Raw genomic sequence first — 26,781 nt, 5'->3', positions numbered from 1 at the left:
TATCTGTTCTTCCCTTTTTGTTAAATACTACCTTAGCGGTATAACCCTTTCTGCGAGTCCTGATTTATCAATGCCTCAATCGAGCGAGAAGGGCTTATATATTATTAGCTGTGAAGCACTGTGACCTGCTCTCAATTATTTCCCTGCCGTTAAGCACTTTGTTTGTGATTATATTCCAGAGTATTTCTACCAGCCATAAGACCCTGAACTTCGCTTTGAATTGATGCGTTTTTTTAACCTTTATATCAGAGATTAAAAAATTATCAAATTAAGCCTAAACTAGAAAGACACTGTGTTTAATAAATATTATGATTGGTTTTAATTCAATCATTAATAAATATTAAGGAAAGTAACGTGCAGATAATTCAGCAGTACCTGACGGATATTGAAAAGTGCGTTCGTTATTTTAATATCAGTGTCGATACTCTGCAGCCGAGTTATTCTAATGAACTGCTTTACAGCAGTGCGATTACACAATATAAAAATCTGTTTTTAAAGCTTCTTAGTGCTTCTTCTGAAGAGGAAATTGAGCAAAATACAAAAGATCTGGTGAATTTCACCATTGAACATGATATCTCTTTTTTGTTTCTCTACAGTGAACTTGTCACAATTATACGACAACTGCTTTGTGACCTTATAGGGAAAAAAGACTTTAAACATATAGAAGAAATTGACAGCTATTTTGCACAGCACGAGTATCGGATTACTATTTTATATCTGCACAAATATTTAAATAAATTTAAGTTTAAATGTGAAACTCGACTCTCACATACGCAGTCGATTCCCGATAAAAACTTTATGATACATTACGAGAATCATCTCAAATGGATGGTTGATTTGATTTTATATGTGCAGGAAAAGAAGTTTGATGATAATTATCCAGAGCTGAATCCAAATTTATGTGAATTCGGTAAATGGATGAAAAGCTCAACAGCCTCCCACCTGCTGTCTACATCACACTATAAACAGCTGGATAAACTGCATATCAATCTTCATGATCTGGCTGCAAATGTTGTAAATTACTGTAAACGTAAAGAGCTGCGTCCTGCCACTCTGATTCATCTGATGAACCGTATAGACTATTATTCACTTGAAATTGGAAATGAAATAGCTTTTCTTAACGAGATTGAATTGAGTGCCAAAGATCCGCTTACCCACCTGCTGACTAGACGTTTATTTAATAAAATAGTACTTAATAAGCTTGATATTGCTAAGGCATCGGGAAGAGAATTTTCTTTGATGATGTGCGATCTGGACCATTTCAAATCAATCAATGATAGATACGGTCATGCGGCAGGTGATATTGTCTTAAAACATTTTTCTTCTCTGTTAGAAAAAGCACTGCGAAAATCAGATTATATTTTCCGCTTCGGTGGAGAAGAATTTATGATTTTGCTGCCGATGACCGATAAAGAAGAGGCTGCTGGTCTAGCTCAAAATATATGTGATGTAACTGCTTCAAGTGGTGTTATTGCTGGTGATGGTGAAACGATTATTAATTACACGGTAAGTATCGGAATAATAGATATTTTAGTTGATAATAATATTGTTGTTAATCAAGGTACGATTGATACATATGTCTCTCAAGTCGATGAAAAACTTTACCTTGCCAAAGAGAAAGGCCGTAACCGGGTTGAATAGGGGGGATAAAGCCCCTTAGCCTGATACGGTCAAAGCTTGAGCAGTCTTCATAAACACGGGTTAGAAAACTTGTTCCCATACCCTGCGTGGCAACGTATATGGAGTTTATTTATTCAGACGCATATCAACATGCGGGATGTTATCTTCTAAATACATCTCTGATATTTCTTTAAAGCCGTGGCGTTGGTAAAAAGGGGTTAAATGCTGCTGCGCGCCGATATCAATGCTTTGTCCCGGCCAGAGCCTTTCACACTGCTGTAATGCCTGGGTCAGCAGCTGATGCCCTAAGCCGCTGCCGCGGGCTGTTTGTTTAGTAGCAACGCGCCCGATACTGACATTATCATAGGAGATCCCCCCTGGAAGTAGTCGCGCGCAGGCGATAAGTTCGCCGTTATTAAAGCCGAGCAGATGCTGCACACCGTCAAATAGATCTTTGCCGTCCAGTTCCGGATACGGACAGGTTTGTTCAACCACAAAAACATCTATTCTTAACTTAATCAGCTGATAGAGCTGGTTTGTGGAAAGTTTATTAAAAGGGAGTAACTGCCAGGAAATCATTTATTTTACCTAAGACTAAGAGTTCAAGAGAAAAAGCAATGTAGCAGGCAGACTGCGTTTAAGCATTAACTTATGTTAACTATTCTCTTTTAAACGCGCCTTAATACGGCTTAGGCTGATATGGGTAATGCCCAAATAAGCGGCAATCTGGTAATCACTAAGCCGTTCCTGCAGGTGAGGGTAGTGGCGACAGAAAAGCGCGTAGCGTTGTGCAGGTGTATGCAGGAGCATAAAACGTTCTTTGTTTTCTTTATGCAGCAGCTGTTTTTCCAGCAGTTTAATATATACAGGGTGTGACTGTTCTCGCCACTGTTCAATAGATGAAACCGGTAAGCACAGCAGCTTGGTCTCGGTGAGTGTTTCCACTAAATAAGCGGAGGGCAAACTGCCGATAAGTCCCTCAAATCCAATTATCCAGTCCTGCTCCCAGTAAAACTCTTTACTGAACTGTTTGCCCTGCTCAGTAAGATAACAAGCGTGACAAAGACCCTGTAAAACAAAGTAGATTGAATCGGCGTCTTCTCCCTGTTTCACCAAAATATACTTCGCAGGCAGGTGCAGTGATTTTGCTGTGCTTAACAGCTTAATTTCTGCACTGTTGAATCCGTGCTGCTGTAATTGTTCAATGAAGGTTGTGATTATAATTTCCTTTTAATGAGAGAAAGTGCGGCAGCTGAGCTGCATATTACCCTAGTCTGATAAATATATTCAAAGCAGGCCTTCAGACGGGGATTACATAAATGAAATTTATGTAACGTCATAAGTCGACGTTATTCTTTGCGTGTATGCAGAACAATATAATTCACTACGCATTATATACCCAAACCACTTGAAGATGCAGATGCAGATTCAGAGCTTGACTCCCGCAGGGCAAGAGTCAGCCATCTTCAGTGGCTTGGGTATAATTAACACGTTATTGTCCAGCGCAAAATCGATGGGTAATATTTAAACTGCATAGAGGTTAATATGAAAAAAACAATTATAGCACTTACTTTGTTTACATCTTTTACATCTTTTACAGCGGCTGCCGGCAGTTTTCCGGTTGATCTGCAGACCTACGGTTTTGATGCGGACAGTTACCGTTACGCAGAAACTGCCCTGGCTGCAGATCATTATGCAAATAACATAGGCCTGGGGGTTAATGTCTGGAACCATATAAAAGAATTCATTAACGTTGCCGACCAAAAGGTTATCCGCACGAATAACGACAGCTTATATTCTATCGCCGTTATTGATGTTAGTGATGGAGCGGACATAACTGTGCCGGAGATGTACGGGCGTTATTTTTCAATCGCAATAATCGATATGTTTCATTTCACTGAACAGGTTATTACTACCCCTGGTACTCATAAAATTAAAGCAGACAGCGATTATGTGGTGGCGCTGCTTCGTACCAGTGCCGACAATATGAATCAGGCTGATATAGACCATGTGGTTAACAATATTCAGCCGAATTTTACCATTAGTGCCCAGTCATCTGTCCCTTTTGTTAAGGGAGATATTGATATTGAAAATATGCTGGCTGCCCGTAAAGAAATAGTTGCACAAGGTATGAAAGAGCAGTCTCTGGCTGACATGATGGGACCTCGAGGTAAAGTTGATGACTGGCGTCATTTAATGGGCACTGCAATGGCGTGGGGCGTACTGCCTGATAGAGAAGCATCCTATAAAGTGGTAGACCCTAAACTGGCTGATACCCAGTGCTACAGCGCCACTTTTGCTGAGCCTGAAAATGAAGGTTTCTGGTCAATTACTATGTATGATAAGCAGGGATTCTTGTACTCAGATGATCACGGTATTTTGAACGGCTACAATCGTCAAACTAATAAAGACGGTACGACCACAGTACATTTCGGCTCAGCTGAAAACTGTGGAAAATACGCTGTTAACCGTCTGGATGTAACAGACGGCTGGAATTTCCTGCTGCGTGTCTATCGTCCAGATTTAGAAGATTTTCACAACTATCAGCTTCCGGAGTTTGTAAAAATATAGGTAGATTTTCTTGTGAAACGGTCAGGTAAAACTGACCGCTTATCTGTATACACCTTACTTCTGTTCTATACGTGGTATTCCTAGTACATTAACGGCAGCTGACTCTGCGTTTGTTTCGATAAATAAGCAGCATTGCCGGTATATTCATTAATATTCCGTACAGCAGCGGGGTGAGTGCCAGTTCCGGTCTCTGCAGCTGCACAACGGCTACGAATATTGCCGTTCCTGCGTTTTGAATTCCAACTTCAATAGACAGTGTTTTCATCAGACGTTTATCTCCGCCTAAAAGTTTCGCGACAGTCAGACCGAGAAGCATGCCGCTCAAACACAATGCGAGAACGGCAGTTGAAGCCACAGTAAACATCTGACTAAAGATGTGAGCGTTGGCCGCCAGCGTAACCACAACGGTAAAAAACAGGGCACATAATGCCGAAGACGCTGCAAAACGGCTAAAGGCAGAAAACCAAAACGCTGTGATGTAACGTTTCATGGTCATTGCAATGATCAAAGGTGCAATAGTAACGGCCGCCAGCTGCAGTATTGCTGTCTGAACTGGCATAACCAGCTGGGTGTCGTGAATGATTAACGGCAGCATAAGCGGCAGGCTGACTGGGATGATTAAACTGCTGACCGCAGTGATACTGATTGACAGGGCGCTGTCACCGCCGCTTAAATGGCTAATTGCATTGGATGATGCCCCGCCAGGTGCAATGGCCAGCAGCCATAAACCGGCGGCAATTGGCTCCGGCAAAGCAAACAGATGGATTAAGAGATAGGCGAGCAGCGGCAGGCCGATTAACTGGGCAGCTAAAGCCGCTATTACTTTGTGCGGATAAAGAGCAACACGTTTAAAGTCTTCTACGGTAAGGGTCAGGCCTACGCAGTACATTACCCACGCCAGCGCAAGCGGCAGTGCAATGGTTAACATTGTCTGGCTCATACAGCAGTTTTCCTATTCTCATTTTAAAACAATCACATTCAGGCCGTTATTATACGGCAGGAGCGGAATCTATTATAGAAAAAATATCAAGTACAAAGTTTTTGAAAATTGATGTTCAGATTGTCTGGAAAGTCCTGCCTAAATATTAAACTCCAAGGTGTAAAAACATGATGCTGATCTATTTATAAAAATTATATTGTTCTAAAGTCATGTTTGAGTTTGTGAAAGAGGTGAATATGCGCGCGGTGACAGCATAGACCGCTGTCCATAAATGATTTTCTTAAATTGCAGATAAAGAGGTAATTAACAATGTCCAAATTACTTATTTTTAACTTTGACGGAACATGCAATGAACCGTCAGATGCATCGCAGGATATCGACTACAAAGGAGCTAAAGAAGACGACAATATTACCAATATATTGAAATTTCACTTAATGCTTGGAGGTAATCTACAGAAAGAAAAAGGCTGTACGTCTAGCTGGGCGGGAAGCAGTCAGGTGGTTTTTTATTACCAGGGTGTCGGTACCTATGGTTCTCGTTTAAAGCGATTATATAACGCTGCTGTATCTGCAGAAAAGTCAGATGTTGCCGCTATCCTAAAAAATGCCATGAGTGATTTTAAAAATAACTATGAAATTGGCGATAAAATGCTGGTTACCGGGTTCAGCCGCGGGGCCGCATTAGCTAGACGTTTTGTTGCGATAATAGAAAAAGAGCATCATGAAAAAGCTAAGTCAGAACCGCAATATGCAGTTGTTGGGAAGTTTGTCTATGAAGCCCTTTATGACACAGTCGCGAGTATCGGAATTCCAAATATGTCTAAATCAGATCGTCCTGAGTCTGATGTGTTGTTTGAAAATGGGCACACACTGCCCGGCAATGTAATAAAAGCACTTCACTGTATTAGTCTGGATGACAAGCGCCATGCCTTTCAACCCACTTTGATGAACTATCAGGAAGATGTTGTTCATGAAGTCTGGTTTGCGGGCGCGCATTCAGATGTCGGCGGCGGCTATTACCGGGATCGTTTATCGGATATGGCATTTGAATATTTTCTACAGTGGATATCGGACAATGTGCCGCAGGCAGAATATGCAATGCCTAACGCTTCTATGTTAGAAAAAGTAATTCCTAAAGGTGTCGATTACGAAATAGGTATTGATGATCTGGCGCGTAATCCTAGTCCCTTTGGTAAAAATCATCAGCAGGACAGGTTTTTAATACTTGACTGGACTACGTTGACGGATCGTCTCTGCTGTGTCATCGAGGATGACCGAGTCTGCAGTAAACTGCCGTTGCTGCATTGGTCTGTTGCCTCGCGTATTCACGGTGATGGCGACTACCGGCCGAAGTCATTAAAAAACAGAAAACACCGCGTTGTTTATGCAGATGGAAGAACAAAAGAATGCCATGGAATTACGCCGCATATTGAAACTCCCCGCGGCGACCTACGGTATTTTGAAAAAGTAGGTCAGCACGCAGAGGTGACTGTATTTGCCAGTCAACTGTATAACAACAGCGGCTTGATGTTAGAAAAGGGATCAACCTATCGATTTACTGCTAAACCGGCTCAGCAGTGGAAAGATGCGACGATTAAATGCGGCCCTAAAGGCTGGAATAGAGGCAGTCAGGAGCTGGGGATAAGAGAGATTGCTATCGCATTAGCTGAACCATTTCGTAGAGTACCTGACTCAGACTGGTTTTGTTTATGCGGATGCATTAAAGATGACGACTGTACATTTGAAATAGGTGAAGGGCCGGTTGAAGTGAAAATGAAAAAGTCGGGGGAATTTAAGCCCTTTGCCAATGACAAGAAGGCATATTATGGAAATAACGAAGGTAAGATAACCATAATAGTAGAAAAACTTTAGCAGCTTAAACGTTGAAGACAGCGTGCTTCATTCCCATGCTTGGTTTATGAATGATGCTGTTCCCGTAGAGCGCGGGAACAGCATAACGTTTATTTCTTAGCGTGGAAAAGAGGCTGATCTCTTTTATCTGTCTCAGACCAGAAATTAATATTGAACTGCGCATCATCAGATATTTCAATACGATGCCAGTATTGAGGCGGGCTGGTAGCGAACTGTCCTGCATTGATAACCACTTTTATTTCCGGCTCGCTGGCATGTTCATCGGCAAAGCCGTAATAGGTAACGATACCTTCCATTACACACAGTTGACCGAATACGCCTTGTGCAGTGTTGTGATGCGAAAGCAGTGCCGCAGGAACGTTTTCTTTGCTAAAGAAAGGGGTAGAACGCTGTACTGTCCAGTTAGCTGGAATTCGTAAATGACTCATTTTAAATCTCCTCAGTAAGGTATATTAGATAAATTAATTTGTATCAGTGTTCACTGGAACACTAAAGATGCATATAGATTACTTCTTTTGGGTTCTTTGTCAATAATAATTATCATTTGCGTTTATTGCCGGGCTGCAGAACTTTTTGTATTAGATCAGCAAATGCTGCCGAGAGAGGGTTAAAGAGTATTCAGCCCGTTATTTTGAGCCTGCTGCTGTCGAGTTCAAATAAATGTCAAGCCATGAGTTTTTTGTCACGTTTATGTGATATGTTTTGTGTTGCGTTGATAATAAATCAAGACTGCGGCTTTTAGAGTCGAACTAATTTTAAGCGCTTGAATTATAGAGTTAAACAATTAATGGAATAGCAATACATGGGCAAACAAATATTTTTAAATATGTCGGATGATCTTGGGGTTGACGGTAGAAAAGCGATTGATGCGTTACGAATAAAATTCCCTCGTCCGCAGGGGTATTTTAAATCGGAGCAGGTAAAAGAGATTATGCTGGTGGATTTTTACCGTGATCATATCAACGGTGTCCGCAACCGGAATTACACTAAAACCCTGAGTAAAATAAAATCTGAGTGTATGAAAGCCGACCGGGTGATGCTGTCATTACACGGGCCGATGCGCAGTATTAATTACGGTATTATTAAAGCACCTGTAGGCAGCTGCAGAGCGGATCAACATGTTACCGATCAGCAGCTGGCAGATTTATTATTAACTATATTTACTAGGAGTCATTGTTACAATCTTTCATTAGTTATGTGTTTTGGTGCAAGAAGCTCACAATATGCGCTTGATCATCAGAATCTGGATGCAGTCGACTGGACGGACAGTTTCGCTTATAACTTATTTAACCGTATCAGCCCGCGGCTGCAGGTGCGTATGACGGCCAGAACAGGAGAGCTGTCATTTAATACCTTAACCGGTATTGCAGAGGTGCAAAGTGAAGTGTCAGTTCAAGGAACGATAGATAATGCCGAGATTCGCCATGAGCAGCTGTTTGTAGACAGTCAGAACTGGTGGAATACCCATATTGCCGGATTAATGAATCCGCCGGGCTCTGCAAAAGCGCTGTTTATCATTGCGTTAGAAACTGCGCGTTTAAATCCGGATGCCGCCGCTGCACTTACCCGGTTAAGACTGCTTAGACGAAATCACGGACTGCCGGCACGTGACATACAAAGCCGTGAGCTGCTGAATTATTTAGGCAGTCTGATCCGTTTAACTGAGGCTTCGGTAAGGCAGCTGGATCCGGTAAAAAATAAATACGGCAAGCTGGTTTATCGACATTTTCATGGTTCAGGTAACTGCGTGTTTGTGAAATATCCGGTTACAAGATGTGTACATCCCCAACATTTGGGACAGAGTTACCCGGTGCCGGCAGACTACTTACGTAAGTTTGCACATGGCTAACAGTTTTACGCTGGGCGTAATGCTCAGCGCTATGTCTTGCTGCTCTAACCCGTTTTCATGTACTGAAAGTGTATAGCTGATTTGCCGGGGCCGTTTGTTTCATTTGCTGATAGTGTTTATTAGCTATGAGAAAACACTTTTTAGCATTAAAATGCCGGCTCTCTTATTCAGTCTCGAATTTAAATTGTTATGCACACAGCCTCTTTACCATCAATATCTGCTCTTAACTACACTCAGGAACAGCTCTCTCTGATCAGCCATAGCTGCGGTAATGCGCTCTGCTCGGCTGGAGCCGGGACAGGTAAAACATCAACGCTGGTTGGCTTTCTAGAGCAGCAGTTAAAGGTATTATCGGCTGCGCAGATTTGTGTACTGATGTTTAACAGCGAAACCAGCCGTGACTTTATCAGCAAACTTGGCGAACGGGCTGTTAATGGTGCGCAGATGGTTAATACTTATCATGCATTCTGCAAAAAAATACTCAATGAGAGCGGTTATTTAAAGCAGAGTGGTTACAGCCTGTCTTTTAATGAAAAACAGGCGATGTCTATTATTCGCGATGTATTAAAAAAACAGGCGTCGGATCCGCGTTATGCCGCGCAGAAAAACACTCTGTTAAAACCTAATACTCGAACCGTGGCTGCCGGTTTTATCGGTCTGATCAAAGCCAATGCACTGACTCCCAGGGAAGTGCTGAATAATTATAAATTTAATCGAGATTATGCTTTTTTAACAGAAACTTATAATTTGTATGAGCAGGCGAGAAAACACCAAAAAGTATTGTTTTTTGATGACTGGTTAGTGGCTGCCGTGGCACTGTTAAGCTCGGATCTTGATTTTCAGGAAACTATTCGAGAGTCTTATCAGTTGATTGTTGTTGATGAATTTCAAGATATTAATGCTGTGCAGTATCAGCTCCTGCAGTTAATTAAAGGGACTGATTCAAGTCTGGTGGTTGTCGGAGATGTTGATCAAAGTATTTACGGCTGGCGGGGCAGTGATCCGGGATTTATGCTCAATTTCGAACGTGATTTTCCACCCTGCAGAAAATACCGCTTAAGTGAAACATTCCGCTATGGCCATGCATTAGCGATCAGTGCCTATCAGCTGATCAGTAATAATAAACAGCGCGAATCAGATTTTATTACCTCTTCCAGTCAATATACCGAAAAAACCGATGTTCACGTTATTGCTGACAAAGCCTTTGTTTCAAGAACGGTAAAAAATATCAGGGCGCAGTTAGCAGAGGGGACGCGCCCGTCGGAAATCGCTATATTGATCCGCCGCTGGTCACAAACCATGCTGCTGGAAATCGGCCTGCTGAAAGCAAACATAGCCTACCAGATGCCGGCAGTCAGTGCGTTAAAAGACAGTAAAGAAATTAACCTGCTGCGTGCAGTTATTGCCATTATGCAGCACTGGTCTCGGCAGACACCTAATATGCCGGTCAATGACGCTTTTAAAACCGTTTTATCTTACCCAACCTGTTTTATAAAGCAGAGCGCAGTCAATGACCTGGCAGATCTTTTAGCGGGCGGCGCATTAACAGATTACCGGCAGAAGGTAAAAAACTTCACCGTACGCAGCTCTATGGACAGTAAAAGTCTGAATAAGGTGAATGAGCGTCTGCAGTGGTTTGCTAAGCATCACTTAGAGCAAAGTGCGTTTACTTTGTTTGCCGGATATCGTCAGAAATTTGCAGTGAACGACTGGCTGAAAAATTCAGAAGCGACTGAAAGTGATTTTGAAGAAAATATAGATCGCCTTGATGCAGTTGCTACCATATTAAGAACACTTAAACTAAACACCGAACAGGCGCTGCAGTTTTTTCAGCATAATGAACAGGCCGTTCATAGAGCAAACAGCCGCGAAGAAGCGGTTAAAATTACCACTATTTTCCGCGCTAAAGGGGCGGAGTTTGATTACGTTCATTTACCCTTCTGGAATGCCGGAGATTTTCCCAGCGTGCGCAAAAAGTCATCCGTCAGTGTAAACGATATACAGGAACAGCGCCGCCTGGCCTATGTCGGATTAACCAGAGCAAAAAAAGGAGCTTTTATCTATCATTCACCGCAGCAGTACGGAAACGGGGAGAGCGGTGCTTCTCGTTTTGTTAAAGAGGTTGATATAAATACGGTGTTGAATGTTGCCCAGGCTGTCCACCTCAATCACTCTCTACCGGAGGATATGTCGGAAAAAGTGCAGCGTTATTTATTAAAAATAGGGCGTATCACGAAAATCAAACCTGCTGCTGCCCGTATTGTTTGTCGTAAGATAGACAGCGGTAAACCGGTTCAGACAAGAAATGCAGTGAAGAATAAAGCACCTGCATTAACGACTGGTAAAGCGGTAATTCATATCGGCAGCGGGCGTGAGGGTAAAATTATTGAATGTGACCGGATTAGTTTTAAGGTTGAGTTTAATGATAATAGTTCGGATAAATATTTAAGCAGAGCATTTAATGATTATTTTAAACATAAAGCTTAACCCTTGTAGTGGTGAGGGGATAGCTGTGTCGTATCACGCTTTTGCTTTTCTTTTCCCTAAATAGTGCTCTTATTCATCAAGGTAAACTCTTTTTAACTGCCGCTGTACTATTTTTATTAAGGTATGCCGTTTTTAAATGAGGTTTCTGCCGATGAATAGTATCAAGTACCTGCTTATATTTTTTTGTTTTAGCACTGCAAATGTTTCTGGCGCTCCTCTAATTGAGCATCCCCGTCCCATAGTATTACCCAAAATAACTAATCAGACTCCTATTACTCTGGTAGCTGAAAAGGGTTTCTGGACTGAGTACCTGAAAAATAATCTGATCAGTGAATTTACCCGTGCAACCGGTGTGCAGGTTCAGGTGAAGTCGGTTTCGCTTTCTGATATGTATCAACTGCAGACTGTTTCTATGCAGCGGGGGCTGGGGAAATATGATGTGCTGACCATTGAAGCCGGATGGGCAAAAGAGTGGGCGGCTAACGGTTATACTGTCCCGATTGCAGAACTGGTAGAAACATATGATGCGGCTAATATTAATGAGTTTACAGAGCTCTCTGGTAATTATTATCCAGCCTTGGTGAATATTTTATCCTACAACAATGATCTGCACAGCCTGCCCTATAACTCCTATGTGATGGGTAATCATTACCGCAAAGATCTGTTTGACAACCCGTTAGAACAACAAGCCTTTATCAAGCGCTTCGGTTACCCGCTGCGGCCTCCCGTGACGTTGGAGCAGCTCCGTGACACCGCTGATTTCTTTACCCGTAAAAAAGGCCTGACTCTGGCAGGAAAAGTATTAAACAAAGATTTTTACGGTGTTGCACTGATGTTAGGCAACCGTCCGCATATTAATGATGAACTGTCGTCAATTTTATGGGGATTAGAGGGCAAATGGTTTTTTCCGGAGTATGAAAAGGGCAGAATAAAAGGTTTTCATGTTAGGGCTGATTCAAAACAGGCAAAACAGGCTGCCCGGTATTATGTAGACCTTATGCAGTATGCTTATCCGGCGAATGTAAATTTTGCATTTTTGGAGGCGGCAACTGTGTTAAAAGAGGGGCGCGTTGCTATGTGGCCTTTTGCTTACAATAATTTATGGTCGGTTTCGGGGCAAGTTAACAACAGTATTCCGGGAGCACAATTAGGTATCAGCAATGTTGCCGGTGGGAAACCTTATCAGGGAGCTTACTCATTTGCAGTTAGCTATGATAGTAAAAATCCACAAGCCGCTTACTGGCTGCTTAAGTATCTGAATAGTTTTGAGAGTCAGCTGGCGTATGCTAACGGGGGGGGAAATCCCTGCCGTCTTGATGTTATCTTGTATTTAAAAGAGACATTAGCGCACGATTCCGCACAAAGACAGGCACTGCAGTCCAGCTATCTAGCAGATCAGAGCTGGCAGGGAAATGTGGCTCAGTATGGACATTTTTCAAGTACCGCGATGGGCAGTATTTATCCCGAACTGATGAAAGCCGCTTACCGCATTACACAAAAACCGCAGGATACCGACAATATTCTGCAGCACCTAAAAGTGCAGATCACAACTTTACAGAACCTTTATGGTGAGGAAGCCATGCTGGCGGAATAACGGATAATGAAAAAAAGGTCGTTAAAAAGACAGTTTAATATTGCTCTGTTCATCATTGCCGGGTTAACTCTGGTTACGGTACTTATCGCGAACCATACTGCCAGGCAGTTAAGCGATGCTTATCAAAGAGCTGCTTTAGATTTTATCCCGTTAATGCAGATCAGCAGTAACCTACAGTCCAGCAGTGCAAATTTAAAATCAGAATTGTTTGCGCTTAAATCGGAAGCGGAAAGTGATGTCATTTTGGCGCACCTGGATAAGGTCAGCCGCTTATGGACTAGTATTCGTGATGTTTCGGAAACGTTATCCTATTCTTCCCTGCTTAAAGAGCAGCAGCAGCAGTTAAATGAGAAGAATAAACGTATTACATTATACATTACTCATACCCGCCATCTTGCCCGTTTATTTAAACTGCGGGCTGAAATTCGTAGTCAGCAAAAAATAGTCAGTCCCAAAATTATTAGGTTATTTAGAAATACTGAAGCACAGCTGCTGCCTGAACTGAACCTGCTCGGTAATCAATTGGAAAATTCATTTGATAATAGCGGGCAGCTCGGACTGCCGCAAAAATTGTTAAAAAACACACGTAACTTTTTTAAAATTTATAAACGTGCACTGCTTCTGGCAGAAATGCTGGTGGAAGCCAGCAGTACAGACAGCACCGTGAAGCTTAATAAGCTCAAACGCAAAGTTTATCTGCTGGGTAACGAGATCGAGCAGCTGTCCAGCTTAAGTACAAACCGGACATCTCGTGAAGCTGCTATCATCTGGCTGCAGCAGGCTCAGGACATTTACAAAGGAAAATATTCAGTTTTCAATTCACGGTTAAGCGGTCTTCGTACTCAAGTGGTTATTAATACGCTGATAACCCAGCAGGTTGAAACTGCAGATCAGCTCCTGCTTAATGCGGAGAATATTCATTTTTATCTGCAGAACAGCTTGTCTCAGGAGGCGACTGCCGCTAAATCTGAAGTGGAGATTAAACAGTACCTTTTATGGGGTATTGCCGTTGGCGGTATTACTTTCAGCCTGTTTATCGGCTGGGCTTTTATTCATACCAAAATTATAAAACGGGTACTGGCTATCCGTGCCAATATGCTGCTTCTTTCTGATGGCAATACGCAGATGACCATTAAGCAGAAGCACAATGACGAATTCGGTGATATGGAAAGAACCCTGCAGCAGCTGCAGGGCTATGTAAAACAGGTTCAACTCATGGCGAACACAGATCCGCTTTCGCAGTTGAAGAATAGACGGGCCTTTGACACAGTGCTGCAGCAGGAAATAAAACGCAATCAACGCAGCCGCCTGCAGCTGGCATTATTAATCTTAGATATTGACCACTTTAAACAGTATAACGATCATTATGGGCATCCTCAGGGGGACGAAGCAATAAAAGATATTGCCCATATTCTGGTTAAGCACTGTCAGCGGGAAAATGATCTGGTTGCCCGTATCGGCGGTGAAGAATTTGCGGTTGTTCTACCCAATTCAGATCATCAAAGTGCTAGAGAAATTGCCAATAAAATTCAGCAGTCGATATTGAAGTTAAACAGAATTCATTTGTATTCAAGTGTTGCCGGGTACTTAACTATTTCTATTGGTATTAAAATTATTGATGGTAATCAGCCGCTAAGTCCTGATCAAGCTTATCGCCTTGCGGATGCCGCTTTATATCAGGCAAAAGAAAAACGCAACTGCATTGTGATCGATTAAACTGATCACAATACGGTTACGTTTTTCGCTAGAGCACAATAAACCAGTCGTTGTTTAGGTTTGTTGATTAAACTTTTTGAGTAGTCATAAAGTCCAAAGTTGGCGACTGGAAATTAATCAGGTTAGGAAACAGGCTGTGTATCTGTCCTGTGTTTAAACCAAACCATTCGCATAGAGAAGCATTTACCTGGTCCGTTGAAATTGAAGGAATAACCCGGCCGTTACTGTAATCATCCTCACTCTTAGAGGTCAGCTGCGGCCAGTTCCCGTAAGCTTTGCCGCCTTTGACTGCGCCGCCGGTTATAATCTGATGTCCGCCCCAGCCATGGTCCGTTCCCGTTGAGTTTGCTCTGACTCTGCGCCCGAAATCCGACATGGTGACAGAAGTGACCTGTTCTTCAAGTTTATGTGCTGCGATATCCTGATTAAAAGCAGCAAGCGCGTCACTGACCTGAGTCAGCAGCTCTCGATGTGTTGTATCCTGGTCATTATGTGTATCAAAACCACCCAGCTCAACAAAAAACACCTGACGTTTCTGGCCCATTGTTTTATTTGCCTGAATCAGACGGCTTACCATTTTCAGCTGATCTGCTAAATGAGTATCAGGATAGCTGCCGGTTGCCGGGTAAGCCTGCAGAACCTCATTTAGTTCTTCGTTCTCTAATACACTTGAAGACATACGCTTTGAGAAATTATGAGAATATAAATTTTCGTAATCACGGTTCACAAAATGTGAAAAGTAACCACTGACACGGTGTGAGCTATTCCAGCCGGTATAACTACCTACACCGTCACTGTTGACTACCGTCTGTTTGTATTTAGCACTACGCAGCAGTTTACAGTCATTACCGATCGCAATTAATGGAGACACAGAGCTGTTGACACCGATGATGTCCATCATACGTCCGGCCCAGGCATAACGGTTGGACATGCTTACGGTACCTGACTGAACCATTTCCTGCTGTAAATTATGCGCCATTAAAAAATCAGGTAATACTCCAAGTCCTTGCTCTATCGTAGAGCGAGTCAGCGGCTCAACAAGCGGGCCGCTGTTAATGACTGCTGTTGCCTGGCCGCTTTTGAACAGCGGCAGCATCGCAGACATAGCGGGGTGAATACCCAGTTCGACCGCATTGTCGGTGTTTAATCCGAGAGGCAGAACATCTTCTTCTTTTATCGCTAAAGCGGGGCGGGCAAGTGCATAATCGGAATAAGCTGATTCAGATAATGGTATGAGCATATTATAAGCATCGTTACCACCGTTTAAAAGAATACATACAATGGCTTTATGTGTACTTTCGCTGCTGTCTGCTGAAGCGATGCCGGGTATTGTTGTTAATGCGGTTGATGAAGCAACGGTTGCTCCCATCTTTAAAAAATTTCTACGTGATAATTTCATTATATTACTCTTGAGTGAAGAATTCAGGGGAAGAGAAAGCAACATATAAAGTATTTCTTATGCGCAGGTTCGGGCCGACTTTCTCCATTTCACTGGAGAGCATATTATGAATATAATCGTGCAGTTCAGTCGATATCAATCCGCCGAATAAGCGCTCGTTCAGCAGTGCCATATATTCATCTGGTGATGATTCTAAAGCGAGAAACTCACTATGATCCCAAGTCCACCCAGTAGCACTGTTTCCCCAGACTGCATAAATGTTGCCCCATAAACGGTTGTGGATGCGGCGCATGTTATCGGTTGTTAACAGGTAAAACTCAGGTGCAATTAAACCTGCATTAGAAATCTCGCCCTGAGGTGCAAATACAGGTGTGTAGAAATTAAAGACACTCGGCGCCAGCAGCGGTGCCTGGCCTAATTGTGATTCGGTGTACTGAATATCATACCAGCGTTCTTGTTTTGACTTCATATCAAGTGCACGGGCCTGGTTAGCAATAGTAATAACAGGCTCCTGCAGACGACCGAAGGTTTTTCTTTGTGTCGCTCCTTGTTCTGCTTCAGCATTGACCACATCACTGTCGGTGAGTACTGCAGTCAGCACTGCCTTAAAATCGCCTCTGACACCGTCACCGTTATTTTTGAAGGCACTGGCTACGCGTGCGATATACTCGCCGCGCGGGTTGCTGCCGGTCAGGCGTTTGATTAATAATTCAGCAAAAAGTACGGGAGTGTTTTTATGATTAAATAAAAGATCCATAGCCTGAGTCAGGTCCTGCTGAGGCGTTTTTCCTGAAGGGAAATATTCATTTAAAATTAATTTTTCGTCACTGTCATGGCGGTTGTCCACACCATGCATAGGTGCAGTATAATCACTGCGGCGCCATCCTGTTAATGCGCGCGCCAGTTCTTCAATATCCTGTTGTGTATAAGTGGGGATTTTGTTCCCGTCTACATCAAGAACCGCTTCACCGTTTTCCTGTAGTTCCCATAAACCCAAAGTAAATAACTGCATTACTTCGCGTGCGTAGTTTTCATCAGGATAAGTTTTTTTATTATGGTTGAACTTCTGGCTGTTCTGCAATGTAAGGTAATGCCCCATTACAGGGTTAAGTGTTACTTCTTCCAGTAAATCACGGAAATTACCAAAAGCATGTTTAACTAAGATATCGTAATATTGAGCCAGCTCAATATGCTTACCCGGTATACCGTGTTTCGACACTACAAAAATCTGACTTAAGGAATAAGCCATTCGCTGTCTGAGCTGGTCTTCTGCTTGTATGGTTCTCTGCCACCATGCGCCTAAACGCATATTTTCACTGACTTTCACATTAGTCAGATCAGCAAACTGCTGTGCTTTCGGGGCATGATAAGATGCCGGGGCTGCAAACTGCTCTTTAAACCAGCTTTCGTATCCTGCTTTCTGCAGAGCGTCTATTTGCCCTTTTTTAGGGCCAAAAGTTGCTCGATACAAAAATTTTGCATACTGCTCTCTTTCACTGTCAATCTTTATGTTATTTTCCATTGTCTTCCAAATAAGAAATGATTAGTTCATGTTAGTATCCGCAAGGGTGCCGATCACGATAATTAAGCTTTTTGTAAAGTTGAGCGGCACAGGATGAATGTTTTGTATCCATGCCGGGACAGGGTAAAACTGCCTTTAAAAGCACATATCGTAACAGCGGATAAGCGAAGTAAATTACTATCGTTTTCTTTCATAATATCGTAAGCACCTTTCTTTTAGTACCTAATTGGTGGTATCTCAATTTTTCAGTGCTGAGAAACAGTGTTTTTGTTGTGATTGTTTTTAATATTTTTTGACTAAATGTTGGTTTTTTAAGGGCTTTGTTGTGCCGGGGACAAAAATCCCGGCCTAAGCAATAGCTGTTCAATTTTTGTATCCCCTTGTATTTAAAAGACTTAAACTCAAGGTCTATATTTTTTATTTCACATAACGGCGTACAGCTGCATTGCTGTGGGTACCCCCCGTTAATTTTCCCGTCCCCTGAACGTTTTTTATCCTTATGCTGTTTTTTTATAAACAGATCATTGTTGTTGATGTTTTATTAAATTAAATGATTTAATTTAATATGATTGGTTTCACAAAAAGAAAATGCTTCTGTTGATCTTTTTAGCTGTAAAACTGTACATTTACATCATTGCTTAGGGTGCTTTGTGTTTTTAGGTGCCTGTTTATATAAATCAATAACAACATTAAATAAATTAATTTAATTTAAATTGGTTTTTATAGAAGCTGAATAATGAGTTGTCGTCTTATTAACATTTAAGTCCTTGTCATGATTGAATTGTTTGTGTAGTTCAGTATGCATTGCCTGGTTATAAGACCATATTTTTATAATGTATGTGGAGCGGGAATGAAAAAATCAATTGGAGCAGTAATTTTATCAATGGCTTTCCTCGGCGGTTGTTCAAAACAAGATGACAAGCTTGTTTTAGGTATATGGACGACAACACCTCAAGAAATGGCGTTTGTTCAGGAAAGGGTGGACAGTTATGAGCAAAGTACCGGAACAGAGGTTCAAATCGAGGTGATCAACGGTACCTATAATGATGCAATTCAGCTGCAGATTGCTTCAGGAGGCGGTCCAGATGTCTTTTATATGGACAGTTTATACCTGGACAGATTTGTCAATGACGGTGCTGTTCAGGATATTAAACCTTTTTTAAAGAAGACTGATTTAAACGACTTTAATGAACCGCTGCTGGCCGCTTACCAGAAGGATGACGCGGTTTATGGCCTGCCGAAAGATGCCAACTCTTTAGTCCTGTATTACGATCAGGATACTTTTAATAAATACAATATGAAGGTGCCGGCTAACTGGGACGAGCTGTTAAAAACGGCTCATTTTTTTGCCGATCTTGATAAGTATGATGCCGGTATAGTATTAGAAACAGAATTCCCCCGATTTTCACCTTTCCTTTTTCAGTCCGGCGGTAAAGTCTTTGATGAAAAAGGAAACTTTGCCTTTAATAGTGCTGAAGTCGCATCTGCCTATGATTTTTATTACCGACAGCTGCTGGGAAGCAAGGCCGCGAAAACAGGTCAGGAACTTGACGGTAATGAAACTGCATTTACCACTAAGCGCGTACCTATGATGATTTCCGGCGGCTGGGCAGTTCAGACACTGGAGCAGGAATCAAAAGACTTAAACTGGAAAATGGCTAAGCTTCCTGCTGGAAAAGAGCAGACCAGTATGCTCTTTACGGTGGCTTATGTCATGAATGCAAATACCGAAAAAACTCAGGAATCCGTTGATTTTATTGAGTATATGGCAAGTGAAAAAATTCAGCGCATGGTGGTGGACAGCAAAATAGCCGTACCGACGCGTAAAGCAGCCGGCGAGTATTATCAGGAAACGAACAAAGACTTTGTCGCTAATTCTGAACAGTTTGCCTATTCAAATGTGAATTTATACGGAGTGGACGGCGCAAAGATACATTCTGCATTAGGACGGGCCGGCGAGAAAATATACATCAATAACACCGACGTTGAGCAGGCACTTGAAGAAGCTTTACTTGAACTTCAATAGATTATTTTCATTTTTTAAAAGGTAATACTAATGAATGTTTCAGCATGGGTTAAATTGAAATTCGGCATGCCGTTTTACATATTTTTCGGATTGTTTTTTATTATCCCGTTATTTTTAAGTGTTTATTTAAGCTTTACAGAATATTCGCTTACTCAGGGCGGACTGGCAAATGCAAGCTGGATCGGCCTGGATAATTATATTCGTGCCTTTGGGGATGAGCGTTTCTTATCTGCGGTTAAGAATACTTTTATCATTGTTATTTTTGCGGTGCCTATTCAGCTGGCCGCGTCATTAGCTTTGGCACTGATTATTGAATCAAGCGCACTGAAGCTGAAAAAGGTGTTTAACGTTGGTTATTATCTGCCCACTATCGCAAGTACGGTGGCTGTTGCATTAATGTTTACCTTTTTGTTTAAGTCCGGCGGGGCGGTTAACTCTGCAGTTGCTTTTATTCCCGATAACTTTAACTGGTTAGAGTCAACACGTTTTGCCATTGTGCCGGTTATTTTAATGCATTCCTGGAGTCACCTGGGGCTGTATATGATTATTTTTGTCGGCGGCCTTAAGTCGATTCCTGCGGAGCTCTATGAAGCAGCGGATATGGATGGGGCGAATAAATTAACTCAGCTGCTGAAAATTACCATACCGTCATTAAAACCGGTCATTTTCTTTGTCTTTATTACTTCCATGATTAACGGCTTCAAGCTTTATGATGAAGTGGCGGTAATGACTAAAAATGAAGGCGGCCCCTTAGATTCAACGCTGACCACGGTTTTGTATATCTATAATACCGCCTTTAAGAGTTATGAAGTGGGGTATGCAAGCGCGATGGCAATGATCTTTATGTCATTAATATTAACTGTTGTATTTATTGAACGTAAGGTAAAACATGCTAAGTCTTAAAAAGATATCATTTCATTTATTTGCGCTTGGAATGTTGGTGATTACTGTTATTCCTTTTGCGCTGACCATTATTATTTCTCTGTCTCCGCTGGACTTGATTGCTCATGGAGAGGTTGATATATCGAAATTCAGTCTGGACAGTTATGTTTACATCTTAACTAAATTTCCCTTTGACAGCTGGATGATCAACAGCGTTATTGTGGCATTTTTTGTCACCGTGCTGAATCTGGTTATCAACAGTATGCTGGGTTATTCCATGGCCCGCCATAAAGGTATGGGCTGGTTACTGTTTGTTATTATTGCCTGCATGATGATCCCGTCGCAGGTATTAATGGCGCCGACCTATATGCTGCTTGCAGAAATGGGGCTGATTAACTCTTATCTGGGGCTGATTTTACCTTTCATATTTAATCTGTTTTTTGCCTTTTTAATGAAACAGTATTACGAAAGCATGCCTTTTGAGCTGGAAGAATCTGCGTATATGGACGGCTTGTCAGAAATGAAAACATTCTGGCTGATTATTTTTCCAATCGCCAAAATTCCGCTGATTTCTCAGGCAATACTGCTGTTCACTGCAAACTGGAATGCTTATCTGTGGCCGAGCATTATCGGCTCCAGCTCTGATATGTATACCCTGCCCGTCGGTCTGAACTCATTCCACGGCCAGCATGAGCAGTTCTGGAATCAAATCATGGCCGGGGTGGTACTGCTGACCATTCCAACCATTATCATCTTTTTAATCTTTCAAAAATATTTTACTAAAGGTATCGCGACCAGCGGTCTCAAATAGAGGAACAAACATGAAAATTGCACTTTCACACTATCGAGTCGGCGAAACAGACGGTGTTTCACTGGAAATGGATAAGTGGGCACTGATTTTAGAACGGCTCGGCCATGAGGTTGTTTATATTGCCGGCTCTAAAGGCACCTGTTCACGTGAAACCTATCTTATTGATGAAATCGCCATTCTCTATCCGGAAGATGAACAGCTGCGCATGGAGATGTTTAAATATCAGGATAAACCTGAAAGCGAGCTTAAACAGCGCTCTGCAGCCCTTAAAGAGACGGTAGCACTGAAATTGGAGTCTATTATCCGCGAGCAGAACATAGATATTCTTGTGCCGAATAATATCTGCTGCATGGGGCGCAGTATTGCTATCGGCGAAGCGTTTGCCGAGGTGATTAAAAAAACCGGGGTGCGTGTGGTTAACCATCATCACGACTTTTACTGGGAGCGGGAGTTCTTTTCCGGCTCTAAATATGATTTTGTTAAAGACAGTCTGGAGGAGAATTTTCCGCCTAAAGGCGATAATATTCAGCACTGCGTTATTAATACCCTGGCTAAAGAAGATCTTTTTGCTAAAAAAGGTGAGGACTCAACCTATGTGCCGAATGTGTTTGATTTTTCAATAGATAACTGGAAAAAAGATGATTACAACAGTGATTTTCGAGCGCGCCTAGGTATTAAAGAAGATGATATTCTGTTCCTGCAGGGCACTCGTCTGGTGGCGCGTAAAGGTATCGAGCTTGCCGTTGATGTATTAGAAAGAATTGAATCACTGAAAAGCAGCCTGACAGGTAAAACCCTGTATAACGGCAAAGTGTTTACTTCCGAGAGTAAAATTTATTACGTCATGGTTGGTCTGCATGAAGATCATGGTGATTACGTACAGCTGCTTGAACAGAAATGTAAGGATTCGGGCATTGAGTTTATTATCGATCCGACCATTGTTGACCATGAACGTACTACGCGTAACGGTAAAAAAATATACAGTCTGTGGGACGCTTATGTAGACTGTGATTTTGTGATGTATCCGAGTATCTATGAGGGCTGGGGAAATCAGCTTCTGGAAGCGATGTTTGCCAGAAAACCTGTGATGGTGTTTGAATATTCAGTTTATGAGAAAGATATTAAACCTGTCGGCTGTGAGTTTACTTCGCTGGGTAATCAATATGAAACTCTGGAAAGCGGTCTGGTGACTGTCAGCCCGGAAATTACCTGTAATGCGGCTGATGAGATCCTGGAGATTCTGTGTGATAAAAGGCGTTATCAGCAGATCGTTGATAAGAACTTTGCGTTAGGGCTGACTCACTTTTCCTATGCGACTTTACAGGACAGATTAGCCGCTGTGTTTTCTTGAGGTAATGAAATGAAAGATTATGTGTGTTTAAAAGATATCTGTAAGCAGTATGATAACTCCGATTCTCTTTCTGTAGACAGTTTCGAGCTGTCGATAAAGAAAGGTGAGTTCATTGTATTTGTTGGCCCGTCAGGCTGTGGGAAATCAACCACTCTGCGCATGATTGCCGGTCTGGAAAAAATCACATCGGGCAGCTTGTCGGTTGACGGTAAGCAGTTAAATGATGTGCACCCTAAGGACCGGGATATGGCTATGGTTTTCCAGAATTATGCGCTTTACCCGCATATGTCGGTCAAGGAAAACATCGTTTTTGGTTTACGTGTGCTTAAGCAGTCTGCTGAAGAGATTGCCGAAAAGCTTAAATGGGCTTCGCAGATTCTCGGCCTTGACGAGCTGCTGCACCGTAAACCGAAAGACTTGTCAGGCGGACAGCGTCAGAGGGTCGCTTTAGGGCGGGCGATTGTGCGTAATCCCAAAGTTTTTTTAATGGATGAGCCGCTGTCTAACCTGGATGCCAAGCTGCGTGTTTCCATGCGTAATGAGATAACTAAACTGCATCGCGAGTTAAGCGCAACCACTATTTATGTCACCCATGATCAGGTTGAAGCGATGACCATGGCGGACCGGGTTGTGGTAATGAAAGACGGTATTATTCAGCAGATAGGTAAACCCATGGATCTTTACCATAATCCGGCAAATACCTTTGTGGCCGCTTTTCTCGGCGCGCCGCAGATGAATCTCTTTGAAGTTGAAATTGTCGGCCGGTCACTGCGTTTTGCATCGGGTTTAACGATTGCGATTAATGAGCAGCAGTATGAAGCGGTTAAACATTTGATGCGGGTAAAGGTCGGTGTGCGCCCTGAAAATATTGTTGCAGATAAAGACAAACTGACGGACTTTCCTAAGGATAAGCTGATTTCAGCGCCAATTCACAATATGGAACGCATGGGTAATGAAAATTACGTGCATATTACACTGGGTGGTGAATCTGCTACGCTGCGAGTTGACAGTAAAAAAATGCACGAGTCAGTCGGGGACAGCTTCAGCTTTGCATTTGCCGAAGAGTATTTAAGCTTTTTTAACTCGGCAACCGGTGCGGCAATCCCTGTTGCCGCGTCGTAAAAAAGAGAGGTCCTTTATCTGCAGAAAAGGACGCTTTATTTGTTAAACCGGCCGGCTGTGCAGCACAGCCGGTCATTCAATTTATTATTACACTCAGCACCCGTAAGGCTGCTGAACTATCTATAGGCTTGATTAAATGGTTGATTTTGGTTCTAAAACCCAACGGACAATATTTTCGCTGATCCACAGCTCGGCACCTGTTACGCGAGCTGAATTAGCCGAACTTAGCGGCTTAACGCCGCCCGCGATAACCACCATCACCAAAAAGATGCTGGATGAGGGATTATTAGTTGTATTAGGGCGGCAGAAAAGTGCCCGCGGACAGCCGGGTATTGAGCTGGGCATTAATCACCAGGCAGCCTACAGCTTAGGTATTAATATTGAGCTGGAGAAGATCAGTATTGAAATTGTTGATCTCGGCGGCAGTGCTTTTTTCTCACGCTCTATATCCGGTATTTATAATTGTCCGGAAAAAGGCCTTAGCGAGCTGTTCAGTCTGCTGGAGATGGTTAAAATCAGCTATCCGGAGCAGTTCAGTGCGCTGATTGGTGCCGGTATTACAACCAGCTGCAACTTTAATCAGTCCAGCGGTCAGCTGCGCCTTCCCCCCTATTTTAAAGAGTGGGAGAGTGTCGATTTTCAGGAGCAGATCTCAGAATATTTACAGCTGCCTGCATGGGTTGAAAATGACGGTACAGCCGCCGCGCTGGGGGAACATATCCGCAACTGTAAGAGTAAGCAGGCTAACCTGTTTTATCTTTACCTTGGTTACGGTGTCGGCGGAGGGCATTTTTATAATGATACAAGTTATCGCGGTTATCGCGGCAACGCAGGCAGAATAGGGCGCCTTTTCCCGCATAACAAAAGCCGTCCCTCACTTAATGATCTGTATCAAAAACTCGGTCTGCATGAACCGAGCCCTCACCGTTATCAGGCTTTAGAGGTGCTGGTTGAAAAACATCAGGAAATCATTTCGCATTGGCTTAATGACGCCAGTGAAGATCTAGTGAACGCAATTCAGACCATCCATGCCTTAATTGACCCTGAGGAGATAGTGCTCGGCGGACTGCTGCCGGCAGCGCTGCTTAATGAGCTTTATCTGCTGACGGTTAATAAATTAAATGAGCATGAAGAGGACGTGCTGATGCCGACGGTTTCTTTAGCCACAGTGTCCGGCGATCAGGCCGCGGCTACGGGGGCTGCACTGATCCCCTTGTATAAATCTGTCTACCAGTAATTCGAATTATATTTATTCATCTACTTAGAAGCTATTTTATGTCACTCAATCAATATCAGCTCACTGCCGGGCAGTGGGAAAGTTTTGTTATTCAGCCGCAGACATATTGTAATACTGAGGCGCTTAACGGATTTCAGACTAATCAGTCTGCTAAAGGCAATCCGCTTCATCCGGATCTGCAGAGTGAAAAGGATTTTGAGCAGTCACTTGAACAGTCATTTCAAATTTCACAGCAGCAGCTTAGCGTTTTAAAATTCAAACGTGTGCATATGCTGATGCCGGCCGTTAATGCAGACAGGCTGCCCGGCGTACAGGATTATCAGCCGACAGCGCATCCGCTGCCGTTAAAAAGCACATCGGTGTCGGCAGTGTGGTTCGATCAGGAGGATATTCACCGCAGCGCTATCGGTTATCATTATAAAAACAGTCAGTTAGCGACTTTAAAGGAACGCCTTGCAGAGCAGAAGCCTTTTAAGGGGATCTGCGGCAATCTGGGTTATTTTATGACCCGGGAGCTTAACTGCGGCGATCATATCTGGTCTCACAGCAGGCGTTTTGCCGATCAGGAGTTTCAGCTTCCTGAAGTGTTATCTTACCTGGGCTTTTATTTCTTTAATAAGGCCCATGGTGAACGGGGAAGCTGCGGTTTTCAGGGAGTACACCGTGGTGCGCTTGCGGTAACTGCTGCCGGCAGCGTTGAAATTCTACCTGAGATTGAGATTCAGGCTTATGACCTGGAGATCGGCAGCGCAGCACTGACAGTGGATATTATCAATCCGGATTTTAACAGCCTGGATCAGCATGACATAGTTTTGTTTAACAGTGCCTGTCAGCTGGAACATGAAGGGGCTCTGCAGGAGTTTTCGCCGATGCTGCCGGTGCATAATCGGGTAAATTTATTTATAAGCAGCCGAGGTGACGGCAGTCAGCCCCATGAAGAGGTGATTAAAGTCTGGCACGGCAGAGCACCTCTGCCTTCTTTTGGTGTGGTTATTTCTATCAAAGAGGCGCTTTTTAATGAACTGTTTGCAGACCGGAAGCTGAGCGGCCTGCGGGTGGATGTCAGGCCGTATTCAGACAACTGTGATTTTTCCCGCTACCGTCAGATTCTCGGAGGCCTGGTGCCTGCGGTTATCGATGGCGAGCCTGTTGTACCTACCGGTGAAAAGCTCAGCAGTGCTGATGCTGAAAGGGGGCTGCATAAAGCCGCCGGCACTTTGTCGCCTTTAGCCAGAACCGGCAGAGAGAGTAATAATTTTGATGCGTTAATTCGAGAACCGGCCGGGCTGATTATTCAGACTGAACGCAGCATCGGCTGGCTGCTGTTTGACGGACGCCATGAACTGAGTATCGGCGCTAATATCGTTGACAGCAGTAATCTGCTGGTGCGCCTGCAGGAGCTGGATATAGATATCTTTGACGGTGAAAAAATCACTGCCGCGCTGTTTATTGACGGCGGCTCTGCGATGAAAGTTTATGCACTGACACAGTCAGAACAGGGTACAGATATGACCATCCTCAACCGTGTAGCCGCCGGAGGACGAAACGGACCGGGTAATGATCAGCAGGGCCTGAACCTTTACTCCACTGCAGTATTTGAATTCCCCCCTCTAGAATAAATTTTCCATCTAAATAATTTACCTGCTCGTTGTGATTTCAGGCACAGAGCAGAGGTTTAAACCTCTGCTCTGCACTGCCGGAAATCACTGTGAGGGGCTTGTTTTGCCTTTTTTTAGCCTTTACCACTGATTTTGTATAAAAAAATAGACAGAAACAGGCTGT

The 26,781-nt window shown here is 43.0% G+C and carries 20 protein-coding genes; 14 read left to right on the top strand and 6 right to left on the bottom strand.

Features of this window, described 5'->3' with window-relative positions:
- Nucleotides 1-354 precede the first annotated feature (354 nt).
- The gene (locus tag G327_RS0106950; protein WP_019614040.1) at nucleotides 355-1,641 is read left to right on the top strand and encodes a sensor domain-containing diguanylate cyclase; all 1,287 of its coding nucleotides are present in this window, start codon (nucleotides 355-357) and stop codon (nucleotides 1,639-1,641) included.
- Between the two features lie 105 nt (nucleotides 1,642-1,746).
- On the opposite strand, the gene G327_RS0106945 is transcribed toward G327_RS0106950, so the two are convergent.
- Together G327_RS0106945 and G327_RS0106940 are read right to left on the bottom strand one after the other, a co-directional pair.
- Nucleotides 1,747-2,199: a GNAT family N-acetyltransferase gene (locus tag G327_RS0106945; RefSeq protein WP_019614039.1), complete on the bottom strand. Its 453-nt coding sequence runs from the start codon at nucleotides 2,197-2,199 to the stop codon at nucleotides 1,747-1,749.
- Between the two features lie 75 nt (nucleotides 2,200-2,274).
- Nucleotides 2,275-2,781 carry a Crp/Fnr family transcriptional regulator gene (locus tag G327_RS0106940; protein ID WP_281167222.1) on the bottom strand — a complete coding sequence of 169 codons (507 nt, stop codon included), beginning with the start codon at nucleotides 2,779-2,781 and terminating at the stop codon, nucleotides 2,275-2,277.
- A 384-nt stretch (nucleotides 2,782-3,165) separates the two neighbouring features.
- Here G327_RS0106940 and G327_RS24135 point away from each other — a divergent pair, with 384 nt between their 5' ends.
- Nucleotides 3,166-4,191: a DUF1254 domain-containing protein gene (locus G327_RS24135; RefSeq protein ID WP_019614037.1), complete on the top strand. Its 1,026-nt coding sequence runs from the start codon at nucleotides 3,166-3,168 to the stop codon at nucleotides 4,189-4,191.
- Between the two features lie 88 nt (nucleotides 4,192-4,279).
- Here the strand turns inward: G327_RS24135 and G327_RS0106930 are convergent, their stop codons facing one another.
- Complete coding sequence (locus G327_RS0106930; RefSeq protein ID WP_019614036.1) at nucleotides 4,280-5,131, bottom strand: bile acid:sodium symporter family protein; 852 nt, start codon at nucleotides 5,129-5,131, stop codon at nucleotides 4,280-4,282.
- A 309-nt stretch (nucleotides 5,132-5,440) separates the two neighbouring features.
- On the opposite strand from G327_RS0106930, the gene G327_RS0106925 reads away from it, so the two are divergent.
- On the top strand, nucleotides 5,441-7,003 hold the full coding sequence (locus tag G327_RS0106925; protein WP_019614035.1) for a phospholipase effector Tle1 domain-containing protein: 1,563 nt from the start codon (nucleotides 5,441-5,443) through the stop codon (nucleotides 7,001-7,003).
- Between the two features lie 89 nt (nucleotides 7,004-7,092).
- Here the strand turns inward: G327_RS0106925 and G327_RS0106920 are convergent, their stop codons facing one another.
- Entirely contained in the window at nucleotides 7,093-7,431 is a 339-nt protein-coding gene (locus G327_RS0106920; RefSeq protein WP_019614034.1) for a TehB family protein, read from the bottom strand.
- 374 nt (nucleotides 7,432-7,805) lie between these two features.
- Here G327_RS0106920 and G327_RS0106915 point away from each other — a divergent pair, with 374 nt between their 5' ends.
- From G327_RS0106915 to G327_RS25965, 4 genes are all read left to right on the top strand, one after another.
- Nucleotides 7,806-8,852, top strand: a complete 1,047-nt coding sequence (locus G327_RS0106915; RefSeq protein WP_019614033.1) for a hypothetical protein — start codon at nucleotides 7,806-7,808, stop codon at nucleotides 8,850-8,852.
- A 189-nt stretch (nucleotides 8,853-9,041) separates the two neighbouring features.
- Nucleotides 9,042-11,339: an ATP-dependent helicase gene (locus G327_RS0106910; protein ID WP_019614032.1), complete on the top strand. Its 2,298-nt coding sequence runs from the start codon at nucleotides 9,042-9,044 to the stop codon at nucleotides 11,337-11,339.
- A 151-nt stretch (nucleotides 11,340-11,490) separates the two neighbouring features.
- Complete coding sequence (locus G327_RS0106905; RefSeq protein ID WP_019614031.1) at nucleotides 11,491-12,933, top strand: extracellular solute-binding protein; 1,443 nt, start codon at nucleotides 11,491-11,493, stop codon at nucleotides 12,931-12,933.
- Nucleotides 12,934-12,939: 6 nt separating this feature from the next.
- On the top strand, nucleotides 12,940-14,649 hold the full coding sequence (locus G327_RS25965; RefSeq protein WP_019614030.1) for a GGDEF domain-containing protein: 1,710 nt from the start codon (nucleotides 12,940-12,942) through the stop codon (nucleotides 14,647-14,649).
- A gap of 67 nt (nucleotides 14,650-14,716) precedes the next feature.
- On the opposite strand, the gene G327_RS0106895 is transcribed toward G327_RS25965, so the two are convergent.
- Together G327_RS0106895 and G327_RS0106890 are read right to left on the bottom strand one after the other, a co-directional pair.
- Nucleotides 14,717-16,048, bottom strand: a complete 1,332-nt coding sequence (locus tag G327_RS0106895; protein ID WP_019614029.1) for a DUF1501 domain-containing protein — start codon at nucleotides 16,046-16,048, stop codon at nucleotides 14,717-14,719.
- A gap of 4 nt (nucleotides 16,049-16,052) precedes the next feature.
- Nucleotides 16,053-17,570: a DUF1800 domain-containing protein gene (locus G327_RS0106890; protein WP_019614028.1), complete on the bottom strand. Its 1,518-nt coding sequence runs from the start codon at nucleotides 17,568-17,570 to the stop codon at nucleotides 16,053-16,055.
- Between the two features lie 850 nt (nucleotides 17,571-18,420).
- Here G327_RS0106890 and G327_RS0106885 point away from each other — a divergent pair.
- From G327_RS0106885 to G327_RS0106855, 7 genes are all read left to right on the top strand, one after another.
- Complete coding sequence (locus G327_RS0106885) at nucleotides 18,421-19,596, top strand: ABC transporter substrate-binding protein (RefSeq protein WP_019614027.1); 1,176 nt, start codon at nucleotides 18,421-18,423, stop codon at nucleotides 19,594-19,596.
- A 30-nt stretch (nucleotides 19,597-19,626) separates the two neighbouring features.
- Entirely contained in the window at nucleotides 19,627-20,499 is an 873-nt protein-coding gene (locus tag G327_RS0106880; protein ID WP_019614026.1) for a carbohydrate ABC transporter permease, read from the top strand.
- Nucleotides 20,486-21,289, top strand: a complete 804-nt coding sequence (locus tag G327_RS0106875; protein WP_019614025.1) for a carbohydrate ABC transporter permease — start codon at nucleotides 20,486-20,488, stop codon at nucleotides 21,287-21,289. The genes G327_RS0106880 and G327_RS0106875 overlap by 14 nt, the downstream gene beginning before the upstream one ends.
- A 10-nt stretch (nucleotides 21,290-21,299) precedes the next feature.
- Entirely contained in the window at nucleotides 21,300-22,640 is a 1,341-nt protein-coding gene (locus G327_RS0106870) for a glycosyltransferase family 4 protein (RefSeq protein ID WP_019614024.1), read from the top strand.
- Between the two features lie 9 nt (nucleotides 22,641-22,649).
- Nucleotides 22,650-23,762 (top strand): ABC transporter ATP-binding protein, encoded by a 1,113-nt coding sequence (locus G327_RS0106865; protein WP_019614023.1) that lies wholly within the window; start codon nucleotides 22,650-22,652, stop codon nucleotides 23,760-23,762.
- Between the two features lie 136 nt (nucleotides 23,763-23,898).
- The gene (locus tag G327_RS0106860) at nucleotides 23,899-24,999 is read left to right on the top strand and encodes an ROK family transcriptional regulator (RefSeq protein WP_019614022.1); all 1,101 of its coding nucleotides are present in this window, start codon (nucleotides 23,899-23,901) and stop codon (nucleotides 24,997-24,999) included.
- A 38-nt stretch (nucleotides 25,000-25,037) separates the two neighbouring features.
- Nucleotides 25,038-26,618 carry a hypothetical protein gene (locus G327_RS0106855; RefSeq protein WP_019614021.1) on the top strand — a complete coding sequence of 527 codons (1,581 nt, stop codon included), beginning with the start codon at nucleotides 25,038-25,040 and terminating at the stop codon, nucleotides 26,616-26,618.
- Nucleotides 26,619-26,781 lie beyond the last annotated feature (163 nt).

The organism is Psychromonas ossibalaenae ATCC BAA-1528 (assembly GCF_000381745.1).
Taxonomy (GTDB): domain Bacteria; phylum Pseudomonadota; class Gammaproteobacteria; order Enterobacterales; family Psychromonadaceae; genus Psychromonas; species Psychromonas ossibalaenae.
Note: the sequence above shows the minus strand (reverse complement) of the source record. Positions and strands in the feature narration are given on the sequence as shown.

Coding starts and splice junctions, on each gene's coding strand:
- G327_RS0106945 (WP_019614039.1), bottom strand. CDS start 2,199: ATGATTTCCTGGCAGTTACTCCCTTTTAATAAACTTTCCACAAACCAG.
- G327_RS24135 (WP_019614037.1), top strand. CDS start 3,166: ATGAAAAAAACAATTATAGCACTTACTTTGTTTACATCTTTTACATCT.
- G327_RS0106930 (WP_019614036.1), bottom strand. CDS start 5,131: ATGAGCCAGACAATGTTAACCATTGCACTGCCGCTTGCGCTGGCGTGG.
- G327_RS0106925 (WP_019614035.1), top strand. CDS start 5,441: ATGTCCAAATTACTTATTTTTAACTTTGACGGAACATGCAATGAACCG.
- G327_RS0106920 (WP_019614034.1), bottom strand. CDS start 7,431: ATGAGTCATTTACGAATTCCAGCTAACTGGACAGTACAGCGTTCTACC.
- G327_RS0106915 (WP_019614033.1), top strand. CDS start 7,806: ATGGGCAAACAAATATTTTTAAATATGTCGGATGATCTTGGGGTTGAC.
- G327_RS0106910 (WP_019614032.1), top strand. CDS start 9,042: ATGCACACAGCCTCTTTACCATCAATATCTGCTCTTAACTACACTCAG.
- G327_RS0106905 (WP_019614031.1), top strand. CDS start 11,491: ATGAATAGTATCAAGTACCTGCTTATATTTTTTTGTTTTAGCACTGCA.
- G327_RS25965 (WP_019614030.1), top strand. CDS start 12,940: ATGAAAAAAAGGTCGTTAAAAAGACAGTTTAATATTGCTCTGTTCATC.
- G327_RS0106895 (WP_019614029.1), bottom strand. CDS start 16,048: ATGAAATTATCACGTAGAAATTTTTTAAAGATGGGAGCAACCGTTGCT.
- G327_RS0106890 (WP_019614028.1), bottom strand. CDS start 17,570: ATGGAAAATAACATAAAGATTGACAGTGAAAGAGAGCAGTATGCAAAA.
- G327_RS0106885 (WP_019614027.1), top strand. CDS start 18,421: ATGAAAAAATCAATTGGAGCAGTAATTTTATCAATGGCTTTCCTCGGC.
- G327_RS0106880 (WP_019614026.1), top strand. CDS start 19,627: ATGAATGTTTCAGCATGGGTTAAATTGAAATTCGGCATGCCGTTTTAC.
- G327_RS0106875 (WP_019614025.1), top strand. CDS start 20,486: ATGCTAAGTCTTAAAAAGATATCATTTCATTTATTTGCGCTTGGAATG.
- G327_RS0106870 (WP_019614024.1), top strand. CDS start 21,300: ATGAAAATTGCACTTTCACACTATCGAGTCGGCGAAACAGACGGTGTT.
- G327_RS0106865 (WP_019614023.1), top strand. CDS start 22,650: ATGAAAGATTATGTGTGTTTAAAAGATATCTGTAAGCAGTATGATAAC.
- G327_RS0106860 (WP_019614022.1), top strand. CDS start 23,899: ATGGTTGATTTTGGTTCTAAAACCCAACGGACAATATTTTCGCTGATC.
- G327_RS0106855 (WP_019614021.1), top strand. CDS start 25,038: ATGTCACTCAATCAATATCAGCTCACTGCCGGGCAGTGGGAAAGTTTT.